The organism is Pontibacter kalidii, from assembly GCF_026278245.1.
GTDB classification, from domain to species: domain Bacteria; phylum Bacteroidota; class Bacteroidia; order Cytophagales; family Hymenobacteraceae; genus Pontibacter; species Pontibacter kalidii.
The window spans coordinates 3,791,903-3,809,865 of record NZ_CP111079.1; the positions used below are offsets into that span (position 1 = coordinate 3,791,903).

9 protein-coding genes are annotated in these 17,963 nt (G+C 50.6%); 2 read left to right on the top strand and 7 right to left on the bottom strand.

All coding sequences use genetic code 11. The annotated features are described in order from the left end of the window. Nucleotides 1-268 precede the first annotated feature (268 nt). Nucleotides 269-985: an SAM-dependent methyltransferase gene (locus OH144_RS15815; RefSeq protein WP_266203241.1), complete on the top strand. Its 717-nt coding sequence runs from the start codon at nucleotides 269-271 to the stop codon at nucleotides 983-985. Between the two features lie 164 nt (nucleotides 986-1,149). Here OH144_RS15815 and OH144_RS15820 read toward each other — a convergent pair whose 3' ends face one another. From OH144_RS15820 to OH144_RS15845, 6 genes are all read right to left on the bottom strand, one after another. Beyond that, the gene (locus OH144_RS15820; RefSeq protein WP_266203242.1) at nucleotides 1,150-2,658 is read right to left on the bottom strand and encodes a SusD/RagB family nutrient-binding outer membrane lipoprotein; all 1,509 of its coding nucleotides are present in this window, start codon (nucleotides 2,656-2,658) and stop codon (nucleotides 1,150-1,152) included. A 12-nt stretch (nucleotides 2,659-2,670) separates the two neighbouring features. Beyond that, complete coding sequence (locus OH144_RS15825) at nucleotides 2,671-5,952, bottom strand: SusC/RagA family TonB-linked outer membrane protein (protein WP_266203243.1); 3,282 nt, start codon at nucleotides 5,950-5,952, stop codon at nucleotides 2,671-2,673. 891 nt (nucleotides 5,953-6,843) lie between these two features. Further along, nucleotides 6,844-8,280 carry a SusD/RagB family nutrient-binding outer membrane lipoprotein gene (locus OH144_RS15830; RefSeq protein ID WP_266203244.1) on the bottom strand — a complete coding sequence of 479 codons (1,437 nt, stop codon included), beginning with the start codon at nucleotides 8,278-8,280 and terminating at the stop codon, nucleotides 6,844-6,846. Between the two features lie 10 nt (nucleotides 8,281-8,290). Beyond that, on the bottom strand, nucleotides 8,291-11,536 hold the full coding sequence (locus OH144_RS15835) for a SusC/RagA family TonB-linked outer membrane protein (RefSeq protein ID WP_266203245.1): 3,246 nt from the start codon (nucleotides 11,534-11,536) through the stop codon (nucleotides 8,291-8,293). Between the two features lie 759 nt (nucleotides 11,537-12,295). Next, the gene (feoB, locus tag OH144_RS15840; RefSeq protein WP_266203246.1) at nucleotides 12,296-14,449 is read right to left on the bottom strand and encodes a ferrous iron transport protein B; all 2,154 of its coding nucleotides are present in this window, start codon (nucleotides 14,447-14,449) and stop codon (nucleotides 12,296-12,298) included. 10 nt (nucleotides 14,450-14,459) lie between these two features. Continuing rightward, nucleotides 14,460-14,711 carry a FeoA family protein gene (locus tag OH144_RS15845; protein ID WP_323134740.1) on the bottom strand — a complete coding sequence of 84 codons (252 nt, stop codon included), beginning with the start codon at nucleotides 14,709-14,711 and terminating at the stop codon, nucleotides 14,460-14,462. A 218-nt stretch (nucleotides 14,712-14,929) separates the two neighbouring features. Between OH144_RS15845 and OH144_RS15850 the strand changes: the two genes are divergently transcribed. Continuing rightward, complete coding sequence (locus tag OH144_RS15850) at nucleotides 14,930-15,067, top strand: hypothetical protein (protein ID WP_266203247.1); 138 nt, start codon at nucleotides 14,930-14,932, stop codon at nucleotides 15,065-15,067. 265 nt (nucleotides 15,068-15,332) lie between these two features. On the opposite strand, the gene OH144_RS15855 is transcribed toward OH144_RS15850, so the two are convergent. Continuing rightward, on the bottom strand, nucleotides 15,333-17,789 hold the full coding sequence (locus tag OH144_RS15855) for a bifunctional UDP-N-acetylmuramoyl-tripeptide:D-alanyl-D-alanine ligase/alanine racemase (RefSeq protein ID WP_266203248.1): 2,457 nt from the start codon (nucleotides 17,787-17,789) through the stop codon (nucleotides 15,333-15,335). Nucleotides 17,790-17,963 lie beyond the last annotated feature (174 nt).

Below are 17,963 nucleotides of genomic sequence, written 5' to 3' on the forward strand. Positions count from 1 at the left end.
TGTATAGGTTTCAGTTTATGACGCCTAAACCTGATCTTACTCAAACCCATCACCTACTGTAGCATGGTAGGATGCACCACACTGCAACGCTACAGTTGCAGTGTAACAGGATGAGTAAATTCTACAGGTCTTTCCTCATCCTGAAAATCCTGATTTAGACAAAATATGAACTGCCACCGCCTCAAAGCTGTGGCAGTTTTCGTTTATCCATTTGAGGCCTCAACAATCAGCAATTAACAATCAACAATTAAACCCCTACCTTTGCTGCATGAAAAAGACCGGCATTTTGTACCTGATACCGACCATACTTGCTGAGGGAACACAAGACCAGGTGATCTCGCCGCAGGTAAAGGAGACGGTGCAGCACCTGACATACTTTGTCGTGGAGAACCTGCGCACGGCCCGCCGCTATGTGAAGAGCATTTGCCCGGAACTGGTGATTGAGCAGCTCAACTTTGTGCAGGTGGATAAGGATGCCACCCCGGCGCAGGTACAGGCCTCTCTGAAACCGCTGCTGGAGCAAGGGATAGATGCCGGCATTATTTCAGAGGCAGGCTGCCCCGGCATCGCTGATCCGGGTGCCGAAGTGGTCAAGTATGCGCATCAGAAAAGTATAAAGGTGGTGCCCTTTGCCGGCCCCTCGGCAATACTGCTGAGCCTGATGGGTAGCGGCTTTAACGGGCAGCAGTTCTGTTTCCATGGCTATTTGCCCATCGAGAAGCGCGACAGGTTGCAGGCACTGCGCCAGCTGGAAAAGGAGATGCAGCAACGTAACCAGACGCAGATTTTCATGGAAACGCCTTACCGTAACAACAAGCTTTTAGAGGATTTGCTCGCCACCCTTCACCCCGACACCAAACTCTGCATTGCCGCCAACATCACCTCCCCGGAGCACGAGTTTATCCAGACCAAAAGCATCAGCCAGTGGAAGGGAAAGCTGCCGGATATACACAAGCAGCCAGCGGTGTTTTTGATTTATAGGTAGACATTGATTACACGCAAAAAGCCCCGGCTCATAGTATGAGCCGGGGCTTTTTGCGTGTAAAAGAAAAGGCCCCCGGAAACCGAGAGCCTTTGTCCAATGAAGAAGACTACTACCTAGTATTCTTATCTATCTACTTTATGATTCATTTGCGCGTTAAGCTTCCACTACTCAACATCCCACCACACGCGGGAAGTGTTTTTATCAGTAGCTGGTGCTAAACCAGATATACCTCCCTGTAAGTTCGTGTTGTTCAATGTAGCTTCCTCTACAGGGTAATTGTATCTTCTGGCAATGGCACCGTCGTTCAGTGCATCCTCAGCAGGATTCAAGGCAGGATAACCTGTTCTTCTCCATTCTGCCCAAGCATCAAAACCTTGCGGATACAATGCCTTCCACTTCTCTTCGCCAATTACCTGCAGCATGCCAACGGTAGTAGCGTCTAACAAACGGGCTGCCACATAGGTGCTGATCTCCTCTGGGCGGAAGTCCACTTTAGCACCAGCTTTCTCATCCCAGGTTGCAAAAGACATCTGAATGCCTTCGGCAAGCATGTCTGCTGCTACCTCATCCGTCCAGCCTCTTGCAGCAGCCTCTGCTCTGTTTAGGTAAGTATAAGCAGCAGTCATTACTGGAAGTGGAGCCTCTGCAGCCCAAATGATGGTCGACATCTTGTTTCTGCCAGTACCACTCTCGTCATTATAGCCGTAAGGTACACCTTCTGCCGTTGCTGAAGTGCCATACACTTTAATACGGGCATCGAAAGTTTTATTAGAAGTTGGGTTCAAAGACCCTTCAGCAGTCATTGGATCACCCTGCAACGCATCCACAAACTCGTCTGCCAGGAAGTAGTCAGCACGTCTGTTACGGTTGAATGGGTTCTGGTAAGCTGTCAGCGACTCATATCTGAACCATGCTTCTTCCTCTATCTTTTCGATGGCACCGGCTGGATGATTCAATGCTTCGTTGAACACAGCTACAGCGTCAATCGAAGAAGTAGCATCTACCTCAGACAGCTGCAGGGCAGCCTGCATCAACACAGAGTTGGCAAGCTTCTGCCAGTTGTCAAGGTTCCCATCATACAGGATATCACCAATTGGTGCAACGTCTCCACCCTCCGCTAACAGGTCGCGGCCTTCCTGCAGGTCTGCGATCAGCTGTGTGTAGATTTGCTCCTGCGTGTCATATGCTGGCGTGAGATTATCCAGTCCTTTAAAGGCATCTGTAAAAGGTGCGTCACCCCAAGTATCCGTTAGTCTCTTCAACACGATCGCTCTGAAGATCAGCGCCTCACCTAGCTGCAGATTAGGATCACCTTGCGCAAGTAGTTCAGGTGTGTGCTGTGCTTCATCGCGTGCGATATCGATCACTGCATTCAAGTTAGGCAGGACACGGTTATAGTATGTTGCCCAAGAGGCAGGCGTCTCAGCATACAGCATTTCGTCTGTATACGTAACCTGAGACTGGTACTGTACATACAATGTCGGGTTCAGAACACCCTGGCGGCCAGTCATTGTTGCAAAAGACTGAATGGCTCCAGACAATAGCCCCGCAGGATATGGATCATTGGGTCCGTTAGGGTTTTCGTTGATATCCCCAAAGTCCACTGTTTCGCAGGCAGTAAAGCCCTGTGCAAGCACAAGTCCCAATGCCAAGTATATAAATCTTTTCTTCATTATTCGTAATTTTTAGAATGTCAGTCTAACATTTACACCATAGCTCTTTGTACCTGGCAACTGTGCGTTCTCACCGTAAGTCTGAGAAAGCTCAGATGGATCCCAACGGTGGAAGTTATCGTCAGATACAGACATCAGCCACAGGTTTCTGCCCACCACGCCGATAGTAGCGCCTTTGATCACGTTGTTCTTCAGGGCTCCGTCTTTAAACAGGCTAGAGAGGTCATAAGATAAGTTAACATCTCTCAGCTTGATGAAGCTGGCATCGTGCACGAATGGCTCTGCAATAGAGTTCGCGTTGAACTGCTGGTAATAGTCAATACCTTCTATATAAGTATCAACAGCCTCACCATTTGGTGTAACACCTACTACGTGTACGCCACCACCGTCAGCAACTGCATCACGCACGTTGTTGCCTTTGTCGTTGATGCTGGCAGTTTCTTCAAGTAGGCCGGAATAGTAACCCCACTGCTCTGATAACGAGAAGAACTTACCACCTTTCTGGAAGTCGATAGCGGCTGTTAGTGACAGGCCTTTGTAGCTGAATCTGTTCAGGATACCACCAGTAAAGTCTGGTAGCACAGAACCGAAGTATTTGTTAGCCTCTGTTACATACAGACCGTTCTCGTTCACGATGCGGTTGCCGTTTTCGTCTGTAGCAAAACCAATGCCTCTCAACTGGCCCCAGTTGCTGCCAAGTTCATGCGTAACTGTTACAAACTCCCAATCATCGCTACCACCTGGAGCTGAAATTGCATCCAATCCTTCAGGAAGCTCATCTACCGTGGTTCTGTTTCTGGCATAGTTAACCAGAATGTTCCAGTTAAAGCTGTTATCTGACTTGAACACATCACCGTCAATAGCTACTTCTACACCTTTTCTAGAAGAGGCGCCAGCGTTTGTCAGGAAGTCACTGTAACCGGTCGTAGTAGAGATACTTACTGGAATGATTTCATCTTTTCGAGTCTCATCATAATAAGTAAAGCTTGCTCCGATTCTGTTGTTGATGAATCGCAAGTCAAAACCAGCCTCGAAGGAGGTGTTAAGAGCAGGCTTGATGTTCGGGTCAACCAGCAGTGTTTTGCTGTATACCAGCAGGTTAGAGCCACCCCATGGTTGAGAGCCGAGAGAGTAAACCGGGTTGATGCGCTGTGCGGCAACGTCGTTACCTACCTGTGCCCAGCCAGCTCTTACCTTACCGAATGAAAGAGCTTCGAAACCATCAATCAGCTCAGTGAAGATAAAGCTGGTACCGATACCTGGGTAGCCGTAGCCATTTTTATCGTTAGGCAGCGCAGAACTCCAGTCTCTTCTGTAGCTTGCATCTACATAGATCATATCTCTGAAACCGATAGAGGCATTACCGTAAATGCTTCGTACCTCCTTATCTCTGAAAGTAGTCTGAGGGGTTGGCGTGATACCAGCGTTCGGGAAGATGTACAGGTCAGGGATGATCAACCCACCGGTATTGGCACCTGGGTTCATGCGAGCTTGGAAAAGACTATAGTCGTTCTTTCTGATGTTTCCACCTACGAAGGCGTTGATATCAAAGTCCCCGAACTCATTCTCGTATCTAATGTCAGAACTGAAGTTGTTCTCAGACTCAGAAAGGTCGTAGCGTCCGAAGGCATTGCTCCAGGGGTTGTACAGGTCTGCTGCAGCAGAACTAGAAAGTGAGGTAGGAAAGTATTCTTCGAAGAGGTATTCTGTGGCAGTTCTTGAGCCAGTTGCCGTCAACTTCCAGTTGTCGTTGAAACTATAAGCGGCAGACAAACTACCAGTAAAGTTATCATTGCTTCTCTTCTGCTCATAACGTTCCAGGAACGTATATGGGTTAAACCAGAATGCAGGCTTCTCAAAGCCACCGCCATAATATGTATAGTAGTCAGGTCCCCACCAGTTCCAGGATGTAGAATATCCACCTGGAGTCTCCAGGTTTCTCAGCTCTCTCAACTTGTCAGTATCAACATTTCGCGAGAACCATGAGTTGAACATACCAGAGGTCTGGTTGCTGTAACCATCTGCCTGGTCACCAGTAATCTCAGAAGTAGTATAACGAATATTGGCATCTACACGGAGTTTCTCGGTGGCATTGAAACCAAAATTCGTAGTGATGAAATGTTTCTTCAAATCAGTGAATGGGGTGATACCCTGCTGATCCAAGTTGGTGTAGGAAATACGAGCATTGTATTTCTCGTTCCCACCGCCAAATGCGATGGAGTTCTTCTTCGTTACACCAGTGTCATAGAAATTTTTAATGTTGTCTGGCTGAGCCTCATAGGCAACAGTCTGCCCAAAGTATGGGTTCGGGTTCTCTGCCGTCCCAGGCCACCAAGCATACCATGGCACATATTGTTGACCATCAAACTTAGGCCCCCAGCTTTCGTCTGCATAGTTTTCATCCCATAGCAGGTAGCGTTTACCATTGAAAACCTCCCACTCAGCTGGATAAGGTGTTCCCTCAGCACCAGCAGCGAAATCAAAAGTACCGAAAGCACCATCTTGATGATAACCACCGCCATACTGGTTCTGGTACTTAGGCAGGTAAGCCACTTTGTCCCACATAGTTGAGCTGGCAACCTCTACAGAGATGTTACCTGTACCTTTTTTCGTAGTAATTACTACCACACCGGATTCAGCGCGCTGGCCATAAAGAGAGGTAGCGTTTGGTCCTTTCAGCACGTTTACAGACGCCACGTTCTCCATATCCACATCATTCGGATCTGCAGGAACGCCATCTATAATGTAAAGAGGATCATTATCGCTAGTTAGAGAAATGGCACCACGGATACGGATCTTACCGAACTGCCCCAGCTTAGAGCCAGCCTGTCCGTTGATCTGAACACCTGCTACCTTACCGGCAAGCGCGTCCTTAATGTTAACGTTCTGCGTAATGTTCAGGTCTTTAGCCTCTACCTCTTGAGTAGCGTAAGTAACGGTTCTTTTCTCTCTTTCGATACCCAAGGCAGTTACCACCACTTCTTGCAGCTGCTCGGAGTCAGTTTCAAGGGCAACATCAACCGCAGAGGCATTTCCAATTGCACGCTCTACGGTTTTGTAACCAATAAAGCGGAAAACCAGCGTATTGCTGCCTTCCGGCACATTAATACTATAAGAGCCGTCCACACCAGAGGTAGTACCCACAGTGGTACCCTTTACGATTACAGCAACCCCTGGCAACGGCTGGCTGGTAGCAGCATCCGTCACTTTACCAGTGATGGCCCTTACCTGTGCCATGGCCTGGTGCAACAGGGCCGTCACAAGCAAGAGACTCAGGAATAGAATTTTCTTCATTGTGTTTTAGTTTAAAGTGAGAGTTAGGTAAAAATAATTATCAATTGTTCAAGGCAAAGCTGCCTTAGTGGAAATTAACAGATACAACGGCAGCGGACAAGGCACACCTGTACACACAGGTGCACGAGCCTCTGCAGCAGCTAGAAACGACTTCTTAGTCCCTTAAACACGTCAGCCCGACATAGCTATATGCTGGGCGAACTTTACACTCTAACCGAGTGAGAGTATTTAAGAGACTTGAGTGTTGGTATTACTTGAGGGGGGATATGTACTATACCGCGAGGGTATACTGAAAAAGAGTAAAGAGTTAACCATAAAATGTTTGTTTAAGGTGAGATACTATTCAACAAGTTTATTGAAAAGCAATCGTATTAACAAATGATTATTTATTTTTTTGAATACTGCCACTGATCCTTTAAATGATAATCACGGCGCATTTCCATTCTAAAAACCTCTGTATCAACACCTCCCATCCAACACCCACAAAAGGCAGCAAGCTTGAGAGACGAGGCATACTTTTATCTTCTTTAGGGCGATTCCTATTACGGATTTCCTGCTAATGCGATGCTGCAATTGCTTCTAAAAGTTAAGTTACGAAGAAACTGATTTAAAGCACTAATATTTTATAAGTTTATTTATATATTTTACTACTTGCCAGGCAAGACTGAACGCCAACATGCTTTGACTGTTGATTATCAAGGCCTGTAAGAACACTCATGTGTCCAAAGAGGAATGCTTCAGCAAACCCAAAATCAGCTACAGAAATGGTCTCACCAGGCTAGGGCGGCAACAAAACAAAAGGCTCCCGGAAGCCGGGAGCCTTTTCCAATGAAGAAGACTACTACCTAATTTTTAAATCTGCTTGTCCATATACTTAGCCAAGGCGCTTTGTTACCGAACATCCCAGAAAAGGCGGGTACTGGCCTCGTCTCCACCAATAGCGCTTGCAGCCGCATCGCGGTTCTCAGGATTAAGCGTCTGCTCGTTGATAGGATAGATCAAGCGCTTCGGTATGATCAGTGAAGACGCCCCTTCTATAACCGGAGGCTGCAAATCCGGGGCATCTAACCTTCGCCATGATAGCCAAGCGTCAAACCCGCGGTTATACAGCGCTATCCATTTCTGCGTACCTATTTTTTGGCGCCAGTCCCCCGGGGCGGTGCTATAGTTTACATCGGGTTGCGCCAGATAAGCCGCTGCCTCTTCCTCTGATCTGCCCCAGTAAGTAATAGAGGCCGTAACAGCCTTATTATAATGCTCCTCCGCTGTTCCTGCCACATTAAAGCCTCTCTCCACAGCTTCTGCCAGCAGGAACTCTACTTCTGAATAGTCTAGCAGCAGCGCCTCAAAGGTAGGGTCGGCTATTTTCTCACTCACGGTGGAGAAATCGCTATAAACGTTTTCATAGCCGTATATCCCTCCTCTAAACTCTCCATCAACATCCGTAAAGTACTCCGGCCTTCTTGGGTCATCTAACTCATTCATTATATCAACCAAGGTATTGGCAGCAACATAGTCCTCTCTGGATGAAAAGGGGCCTAATACGTTATCAGAAATAGGGTTGTTGTTTGGAGGGGCGCTCAGGTAAGGGAAAACTGCGTTATCCGCGTTACTCGTAAACACGTTCGGCGCAGCCTCCTCTACAAGTGCCCCAGCCTGGGCCGGATCAACATCGGCAAGCACCATGCCCATCTTCAACTTCAGCGAATTGCCAAACTTCAGCCACTGATCCATATTCCCGCTATAAAACACGTCTCCTTCTACAAACCCGGTTGCGGCAGGGTCTACAAGCCCGAGGGCCATGTTAAGGCGGGAAATAAGATCGTTGTAGATCGCCCGATCATCATCGTAGGCGGGCAGAGAATTCGTAGGATCAAGTGCCTCCGTATAGGGAACATCGCCCCAGGTGGTCACTATCACAAACCAGGTGTATACCTCCATCATCTCTATCTGCGCCAGCTGGTTATTCTTCACTTCAGCCTCCAGAAACTCGTCTTCGGTTACCAGCCTTTTGGCCTCCTTAAGATCCGCCAGCACATCCCGGTAGAGCTCCTGCCACATATTTTGCGGGATCAGGCGGGATGTCATGTTGTACCTCGGCTCATCCAGGTATTGGGTAGAGGTCCAGTGCTGCACATAGAACCTATAGTTATTGAAGTTTACATTGGGCGTCGTTAACACATCCGACAGGCTCAGAACCGCATAGGTGAAAAGCGTAGCCGGCGGTGCTTCCGACGTTCTCTTCGGATCCACATTATAATCATCCAGGTCATCTACACATGATGCCGCCAGCACCATGGAGAACAGGCATATAAGTATCTTTTTCATTTTCTAACTCTTAAAAATTCAATCTGACATTAAATCCATAGGTTTTGACAGCCGGGTAGGCCCCACTCTGATAACCTCGGCCTGCATTTCCAGAGCTGATGCCCTCTTCCGGGTCAGAGTACTCCATGTTCTTGTGGATGATCCACAGGTTGCGGCCTATCAGTTGCAGGTCTACCCCCTTTATAAAACCAATATTCTCAAGTAGGGTCTGTGGCAAAGCGTAGGTCAGTGCAAGCTCTCTTAGCTTCACAAAGCTGCCGTCATAGACATACCAGGCCCTCGGCGCGCCAACAAAGTTATTCGCCGCATAGCCGAAGGGGGTCAAGCCATTACCATCCTGGTTTTCCGCATAGACATCGTTCGGGCTGCCATCCTCCTTAACGCCTGGCAAGAGGATACCACCACCTTCTGCAACCGGCAATCGTGAGGGGTTACCCTTATCATTCAGCCCTGCCGTATGTGGATACAAGCCGGTGGCCTCACCATACCACTGGTCCAGCGAGAAGATGTCGCCCCCTTGGCGGATGTCCACCAGGAAGGCAAGCGTTATCCCCTTGTAGCTAAAGGTGTTATTCACGCCTCCCAGCCAGTCCGGGTTAGGGTCGCCAATGATCAGGCCTGCCTCAGGGGAGACCATGTAGTAACCGTCTGAGTTAACTGTTCGCTGGCCGTTGGTGTAGACAAAGTCGTTGCCCCTGATAACGCCATAGGGATGCCCCACGGCGGCATTGAGCGAAACACCGCCCTGGAAGTTTTGTAGCGGAATGTTCTGCACGTCCTCATACAAACTCAGCACTTCGTTTCTGTTGCGCGAGAAGTTAAGGTTCACTGTCCAGGCAATATCTGTTGTCCTTACAGGGGTAACAAATGCTGCCACCTCAATCCCTTTGTTTTCCACCTCACCTGCGTTCACGAAGCGTTGGGTGTAGCCCGATGCCGCAGTGGTACTCACAGGTATAATCTGATCCACCGTTTTGGAAGTATACCAGGTGAAGTCAAATCCAAACACCCCGTTAAAAAACTCGGCCTCCACACCTGCTTCAAAGCTCTCCTGCCGCTCAGGTTTAAGGTTTTCATTGTTCTTTATATCCGGAAGCGAGAAGAGCGGGATGTTTCCATAGCCTGTTGGCTTATCATATACATCCAGCAAGCTCAGTGCCGGCGCATCGTTGCCTACCTCGGCATAGTTTGCCCTTATTTTACCGTGGGTCAGCCACTCCAGTTCTAGTAAGTTCGAGAAGACCACGTTCGCTGCCACGGCAGGGTAAAAGAATGAGTTGTCATCCTCGGGCAGGGTTGTAGATTTATCCCGGCGGGCTGAGAGCTCAAGAAACGCCGTTTCTTTGAATCCAATATTTGCGTTGGCAAAGATACCATCTACCCCGATGCGCTCTCCTTCCTCAAGTGGTGGCGTAGGAGGGTTAGCGGAATTTGACAGGGCATACAACCCTGGAACGACAAGCCCTCCGTTAGTCGTTGCCCGGATGGAGTTCATGCGGCTCCTGCGCAGGTTAGTTCCCAATAAGCCCGTCAGGTTGATATCCTCGGTTATATTCCTATTGAAGTTGGCTATAAGGTCGAAGTTCGCCTCATTGAAGTCCCGGTTAAACCTCGCGTACTGGCTTACATCTGCACTTCCCACAGCCACACGCTCTTCCTGCATATCAGTAGTGGTGTTGAAGGCAGCCCTTCCCATCAGGCTGAACCAGTCTGTGAATTTGTAGGTGGCAGAAGCGTAACCATAGAAGTTGTCCCGGTTGTCGTTCGAAAAGTTCTCGTACCGCGACCAGTAGGGGTTATCAGTGTAGATAGGCCCTGTGTTGCTGCTGTTCCAGTTCCAGGTAATGTTTTGGCGGTTTCTGAAGTAAGCCTCCCGCTGTTCCTCAATATCCACGTTGGTTTGCCACCACTGCCTGAAGGCCTGGTTCGGGTTACGGCCGTTGTAGCCTGTGCCATACCTGCCTACAGCCACCGTACGCGAGTAATTAGCAGAGGCACTTACTGTCAACTTGTCGGTGGCATCGTATGAACCGGTAAAGTTGAAGAGGTCCTTGTCGATGGTACTGTTAGGGAGGTTACCCTTTATATCGTTTCGGGTATAGCCCAGGTTAAAGGTGGTTCTATCCCCGCCACCGCTAACTACTATACTTTGGTTGGAGTTAACACCTGTTTCGTAGAAGGTACTAGGATCGTTGTCCGCTGCTACCCAAGGCCTCGTCTGGCCAAAATTCGGATGGAATGGATCTATCGCGTCCCAGTGGTACACCTGCAGGTTCGGGTCAAACCGTGGGCCATAGGAGGCATCATCCTGAAACCTCACTACCGGAGCCACGCCGCTACCCAAGTCCTGCGGTGTGCGGAACCTCTGAAGATATCCGCCTCCGTACTCTTTCTGGTAACGGATAAAGGTGCTCTCATCGATCTGGCTCCAGGTAACACCACTGTTCACTACAACATTGAGGCTGTTTTTGAGCCCTTTCTTAGTGGTGATCATGATTACGCCGTTTGCCGCACGGGAGCCGTACAAAGCCGTTGCGGCCGCTCCCTTCAGCACGTTCACCGACTCAATGTTATCAGGGTTAAGGTCTGCCGCAGCGTTGCCCCAGTCTGTACCTACGCCACCCGCCTGCTGGTTACCAAAGTCAGGATTTTGCTGCGCAATCCTGGGGTTCGTGTTGTTATTGGCATTGCTCACCGGCACGCCATCTATTACAAACAGTGCCTGGTTGTTGCCAGTAATGGAGGAGTACCCCCGAATCACCACGTTGGTAGATCCTCCCATGGTATTGTTGGTTCTGATATCCAAACCGGCCACCTTGCCTGAAAGTGTATTCACGAAGTCGGTGGACCTGGTCCGGGTAATCTGTTCCCCGCTTACTTCCTGTGCCGAATAGGCAAGCTCATTCCGGTTTCGCTCTATACCCAGGGCGGTCACTACCACCTCCTCCAGTTGCTCTGCATCCGTCGCCAGCGCCACATCCACAGTGGTGGCGTTGCCGATATTGCGCTCTACCGTCTCATAGCCGATAAAGCTAAACATTAGTGTATTGCTGCCTTCCGGCACATTAAGAGAGTAGCTGCCATCTCCCGAGGTGGCAGTACCAACGGTAGTACCCTTTACCAGGACGGTAACGCCTGGCAACGGCTGATTGGTAGATGCATCCGTCACTCTACCAGTGATGGTCCTTACCTGTGCCATGCCCTGGTGCAACAGGACTGTCACAAGCAAGAGACTCAGGAATAGAATTTTCTTCATTGTGTTTTAGTTTAAGTGAGAGTAATAGAGTTTGGTAAATAGTTTTCAAAGGAAAAACACAGGGCGAAGGGAGGGCTTGCTATACAGCGCAGCGCACCAGACTCACTCTGGTTTAGAGGATCTGAGACACTGGCAATTACGGGGGAAGCAGGTCTGGCAGCAGCCAAACTTGTGCTACCCCAGCAGATACCGAAGCTGTGGCCATCTCCATGGCCAAGCCTTGGCTCCGGCTTGTATCAAGCTAATTAGTAATGTTTTGTGGTCAGCCTTTAAAAGCTGTAGGGAAAAATGGCGTACTCCTGATACGCATGCTTAAGTAACTAGTAGAAACTCTCCCATAGCACATACTTTTTCAGTGATTCAGACCTGTACTTTATTGAAAAAGTTATACTCTTAAAATATCATTAAAAATAAGGTGGAAAGCCTGGCTTTTCCTCTCCTTCACGGGGGACCCAACAAACCGCAACTTAATGGCAATCAAAGCTTTATATATTACAATCTTTCCATATAAGGCTTATTTTAATTGCATTGGCATATTCTCCTGATATGCACTTAAATTGCAAAAAACATATAAATATTATACGGAAATAAAGAAAAAGGAGACAGGGAATTACTAAACAAATCGCGGAAAGGCGGGTTATGAAAGTGGCAAGGGGATTAGCGCCACCAACTCTATATTAATTTTATCCTAAAACAACAGCACCCGGGGCAGAAATCTGCCCCGGGTGCTGTTGTTTATACTGTGTTATGCCCTATAACTTAGCGAAACAACTGATACGTGATGAAGGCCATCACGTAGGCCAGGCCGCTCATGTAAAGCAACTGGGCTGCTGGCCAGGTCCAGCTCTTGGTCTCGCGGCGGACGATGGCCAGTGTGCTCACACACTGCATGGCGAAAAGGTAAAAGATCATGAGCGAGAAGCTGCGTGCCGGTGTGAAGAAGGGGTCACCGTTGGCGTCTTTCTCCGACATCAGCTTTTCTTTGATCGTGGTCACGTTCTCCTCCTCGCCTATACTGTAGATGGTGGACATGGTGCCCACAAACACCTCACGGGCGGCAAAGGAGGTAAGCAAGGCTATTCCAATCTTCCAGTCGTAGCCCAGCGGCTTGATAACCGGCTCTATGACATGGCCAATAACACCGGCGTAAGAAGACTCCAGTTGATGCGAGGCGATCCTGTTCTCGGTCTGCTCCTCGGTCAGCCCTTCGGCACGCGCCTCTGCGAGCGCCTGCTGCTCAGCCCGCTCAAAGCTGTCGCCGGGGCCGTAGGAGGCCAACACCCAAAGTATGATCGAGACGGCCACGATCACTTTACCGGCCTCAAAGACGAACGCCTTTACCTTCTCCACAATCGTGAGGCCCACGTTTTTCCAGCGGGGCATCTTGTAGGTCGGGAACTCCATGATGAAGTAGCTGCGCTCACGGGCTTTCAGGATAACCTTGAGGAGCAATGCAGAAAGTATGGCCGCCACAAATCCGATCAGGTACAGGCCCATCAGCACCAGCCCCTGCAGGTTCATAAAGCCGAAGTAGTACGTCTCGGGCACTACCAGCGCGATCAATACGGTGTAGACCGGTATACGGGCCGAGCAACTCATCAGCGGTGTCACGAAGATGGTGATCATGCGGTCCTTCCAGTTCTCGATGGTACGCGCCGACATGACGGCCGGCACGGCACAGGCCACCCCAGAGATCAGCGGCACCACACTCTTCCCGTTCAGGCCGAACTTACGCATGACCTTGTCCATCATAAAGGTGACGCGGGCCATGTAGCCGGTCTCCTCCAGTATGGCGATGAAAGCGAAAAGGATAGCGATCTGCGGTATAAATATAAGCACGCCGCCCAGACCAGCAATTACCCCTTCGGTAAGCAGATTAATCAGCGGCCCTTCAAAGTTCTCCTGGATCAGGGTGTTGAGCGCAGCGATGCTGGCGTCAATCAGGTCCATGGGGTAGCTGGCCCAGGCAAAAATAGCCTGGAAGATGAGGAAGAGAATACCGAAGAAGATGAGGTAGCCAAACACCTTGTGCGTCAGGATCTGGTCGAGGCGGTTGCTGAACTTCTCGTCCTTATCAGCCTTCTCCACGCGCACGGCATCCAGCAGCAACTCGTTGATGCGGGTATAGCGGGCAATGGTTTCTTCGGCCTGCCGCGCATTGGATTTAAAGCCCGCCTTCTCCAGCTGCTCGCTCAGCCAGGCAACGTCCTCCTCCTGCAGGAATTTCAGACTCCTGTACAGATGGGCATACTGCAGCGCCAGGTAATCGTTGCTGAGGCCAAAGCGTGTTTTTATACTTTCAAGCAATGGCTGCAGGTCAGCGGGCACTGTGAAGAATGACTTCTCGGTCGCGTTCAGCTGCTGCGTCACCACAATCTTTAGGGCAGCCATTCCACTTCCTCTGCGAGCGTTCATAGGTATAACCGGCACGCCCAGCTCACGCTGCAGCGCCTCCACATCAATCTTTACACCTTCCTGCTCAGCCACATCCACCATGTTCAGGGCCAGCACCACCGGTATCTGCAGGTCGGCCAGCTGTGTGAATAGTAGCAGGTTGCGCTTCAGGTTAGAGGCATCGGCCGTCACCACGACCAGATCCGGGAAGTGTCTTGCCCGGGTATCGTAGAGCAGGTCGGTTATCACCCGCTCGTCCATTGACTTAGGGTATAGGCTGTAAGAGCCTGGCAGGTCGATGATCTCGGCCCGGATAGACGGGGTAAGCTGGCTATAGCCTGATTTCTTATCGACTGTAACACCCGGGAAGTTGCCCACCTTCTGGTTGAGGCCGGTAAGTTGGTTAAACAGCGATGTCTTGCCAGAGTTGGGATTGCCAATCAGGGCAATTTTGACCTCTGCCGGCCGGGCAGTACCTTGCTTAGCCGGTCTTATTTCAGGTTGGGTAGCTACAGTCATGAAAAGGAATCTACTGCTTGAGTAATATGGTCTCGGCTTCGTCTAGACGCAGGGAGAGGGTGTAGTTGTTGACGATGATGGTAATTGGGTCGCCGAGAGGGGCACGGCTGTTCAACTTTACCTCTGTACCAGGGATGCACCCCATTTCCAGCAACTTCAGCCCCATCTCCGGGTCCTCCAGAGAGCTGATCACACCTTGCTCACCTATCTCCATGTCACGCACCGACCTGGTTTTTCTATGCTCTTCTGCCTTGTGTTGCACGTCTCGCCTCTCCTTTATTTAGACTGTTTATAAACAACTGCAAGTTACAAGGTGTTCAACTTTAAAGCAAAAGAATTAATCGTTTGGAAATCCGGGTGCGCAGGCGTGTGGGGATGAGGAGGTTAGAGAATGTGCTGATTGAATAATGGGTAATGCGGTGGTAAGTTGAAGCGCCGGTGAATGACTAAGGAATGAGAGCTTGCTTTTATTTTCCAGCCATGGCGCAAGACTTTTGTGCAGCGGCGCCTGGTGTCTATACAGGATGGGGCGCCTTCAGACTTAAGTGCGCTATACTTATACTTATACTTATACTTATACTTATACTTATACTTATACTTATACTTCCCCAAGTCTGAACCTACCTGTATGTACAGGCACAAGCAGCGCAGCGCTTACCATATGCGCCATAACAGGTGGTGTGCCCCGCCACATTGCGTTCAAGTATAAATCGAAGCGGCCAGAGGACTCCATTTATACTTTAGCGTTATGCCTGCCATACTTTCAGGAGCATGCAGACTTATATACAGCTTGCCAACAAGATCCTTCCTAGATGACACGGAGTTTAGTAGCCTATCCTCACATTTACACATACCCTCATCAGCACATTTTCAAATCCAACCCTTACTCCGAATAGAAGACACGCTTTACCCGGGTGCCTACGTTGGTGAGAAGCTCATAGGGAATGGTACCCGCGCGTTGCGCTAGTTCCACCAGCGTCAGCTCCGGCCCGAAAACGATGGCCGTGTCCCCGGCTTTTACATCCACGCCCGTTACGTCTACCATGCTCATATCCATGCACACGTTGCCGATGATGGGGCAGCGATGGCCGTTGAGGAGCACCTCTCCCACCCCATTGCTGAAGCGGCGATCATAGCCGTCGGCATAGCCTATGGCGATCGTGGCAGTGGTTTTAGCTGCGTCGGCAACGCCTTTGCGGCTGTAGCCCACCGTATCGCCCTGTTTAATGCTTTTCACCTGCGAGACGGTGGTCTTGAGCGTACTTACGGGCCGCAGCGCCTCCTGCTCCGAGCCTGTGGCCTCCACGCCGTAAAGGCCAATGCCCAGGCGCACCATGTCCAGGTGGTGCTCTGGAAAGCGCACGATACCCGCCGAGTTAAGGATATGCTTGATGAGTGTATACTTCAGACGCTCCTCCAGCTTGGCTGCCATACTTCTGAAACGGGAGATCTGCAGCTGCGAGAAATCGTTGTGAATGGCTTCGTCGGCGCCGGCCAAGTGGCTGAAAGTACTGACCACCTGCACCTGCGGGTGCTGCTCCAGCAAGACAAACAGGGCCTCAAAATCTTCTTCCTCAAAGCCCAGGCGGTGCATGCCTGTGTCCAGCTTCAGGTGGATTTTATACTCCGCATCCGACTCCAGCGATACCACAAAGGCCTGCAGCTGCTCCAGGGTATAAATCTCCGGCTCGAGGCTGTACTGCCGCAGCTTGGCAAAGCTGTCCGGCGAGGGGTTCATGACCATGATCGGCAGCGTGATGCCGTTCTCGCGCAGGGCCACGCCCTCGTCTACATAAGCCACGGCCAGGTAATCCACCCGGTGGAACTGCAGCAGGTTAGCTACCTCGAAGCTGCCGCTGCCGTAGGCGAAAGCCTTTACCATTACCATCAGCCTGGTGTCCGGGGCCAGTTTGGCGCGGTAGTAGTTCAGGTTGTGCACCAGTGCATCCAGGTTCACCTCCAGCACCGTGCCGTGCACTTTCTGCTGAAAGGCCTGCACAATCTTCTCGAACCCGAACACGCGCGCCCCTTTCACCAGGATTACCTCGTTGCGGAAATTAGCAGGATCAAAAGCCTTTAAAAAATCAGCGGTGGAAGTATAGAACGCAGCCGTTGGGAACAGGTGGCTATACTTGCTGATGGTGGGACCGATGGCAATCAGCCGCTGCACCTGGTGCGCCTGCACCAGCTCCGCCACCTTTCGGTAGAGTTCTGTCTCCGGCAAGCCCGACTCCAGCACATCGGAAAGTATGAGCGTGTGCTGCCCCCGCTGCGGCTGGCTGGCCTGCAGGTTCAGGGCGATGGCCAGGCCTGCCAGGTCGTTATTGTAGGTATCGTCAATGAGGTAGCAGCCGTTGATGGCCTCCTTCATCTCCAGGCGCATGGCCACCGGGTGCAGGCGGTCCAGGCGGTCCTGAAGCTCGGAGAGCGGCAGGCGGCGGTGCAGCAGTATGGCCAGGCAGTGGAGCGCGTTCTCTACGGAGGCCTCGTCCGTAAACGGAATAGCCAGGCGCTGCTTCTCGCCCCCGAAAGTATACACCACAATGGTTCTGTGGCCGGCGGTGGTGGTAGCGTTTATGTAGAGGTTAGCCTCCGGATACTGGCGACTCCAGGTAAAGGAATTTATATGTTGGGCCTGCACCGCCTGGTGCAGCAGTTCGTAGTCGGAGCAGTAAAACAGCAGTTCCACCTCCCTGAACAACTTCAGTTTCTCCTGCACTTTCTGCTCACGGGAGGCAAAACCTTCGTCGTGGGCCGTGCCGATGTTGGTGAAAATGCCGATGGTTGGCCAGATAATGGGCTGTAGTTTTTCCATCTCGCCGGGTTGCGAGATACCTGCCTCAAAAATGCCCAGGGTATGGTTAGACTGCAGTTGCCACACGCTCAGCGGCACCCCCAGTTGCGAGTTGTAGCTGCGCGGGCTCTTCACCACCAGCTCATCCTGACTCAGCAGTTGCGAAAGCCATTCTTTCACAATCGTTTTTCCGTTGCTGCCCGTTATCCCGATCACCGGAACCCGGAACTGCGCCCGGTGCCACGCCGCCAGCTTTTGCAGCGCCTTCAGGCTGCTATCTACCAGCAGTATGTTCGCCTCCGGGTACAGCTGCTTCAGTTGCTCCGGCTCGCCCTGCTCCAGCACGAGCTGCCTTACGCCCTGGGCATACAGTTGTGGCAGGTATTTGTGGCCATCGTTATACTTGCCACGGATGGCAAAAAACACCGAACCCGCCGGTTGCGATAGCTTGCGGCTGTCGGTGAGCAGGTGCACAATGGGCAGTGGCTGCACAAACTGTACATCCTTGCCCCCGGTTATACTTTGTAGCTGCTGAAACGTGAGCATGCGTTATACTTGATTGGCAAAGTTAGAAACTTAAAAAGTTAGAAAGTTAGAAAGTTGGGGGAGTTTTAGAGTTAGAGAGTTTGGGAGTTTTGAATGAGTGAATGAGTGATTTCGAAACTAAAACCCTGCTCACCCTAAAATCCTGTAAATCCTGATTCAGACAATTAACAATTT

What these genes read in the sequence shown, in the direction of transcription:
- OH144_RS15815 (WP_266203241.1), top strand. Translation starts at nt 269, where the DNA reads ATGAAAAAGACCGGCATTTTGTACCTGATACCGACCATACTTGCTGAG.
- OH144_RS15820 (WP_266203242.1), bottom strand. Translation starts at nt 2,658, where the DNA reads ATGAAGAAAAGATTTATATACTTGGCATTGGGACTTGTGCTTGCACAG.
- OH144_RS15825 (WP_266203243.1), bottom strand. Translation starts at nt 5,952, where the DNA reads ATGAAGAAAATTCTATTCCTGAGTCTCTTGCTTGTGACGGCCCTGTTG.
- OH144_RS15830 (WP_266203244.1), bottom strand. Translation starts at nt 8,280, where the DNA reads ATGAAAAAGATACTTATATGCCTGTTCTCCATGGTGCTGGCGGCATCA.
- OH144_RS15835 (WP_266203245.1), bottom strand. Translation starts at nt 11,536, where the DNA reads ATGAAGAAAATTCTATTCCTGAGTCTCTTGCTTGTGACAGTCCTGTTG.
- feoB (WP_266203246.1), bottom strand. Translation starts at nt 14,449, where the DNA reads ATGACTGTAGCTACCCAACCTGAAATAAGACCGGCTAAGCAAGGTACT.
- OH144_RS15850 (WP_266203247.1), top strand. Translation starts at nt 14,930, where the DNA reads ATGGCGCAAGACTTTTGTGCAGCGGCGCCTGGTGTCTATACAGGATGG.
- OH144_RS15855 (WP_266203248.1), bottom strand. Translation starts at nt 17,789, where the DNA reads ATGCTCACGTTTCAGCAGCTACAAAGTATAACCGGGGGCAAGGATGTA.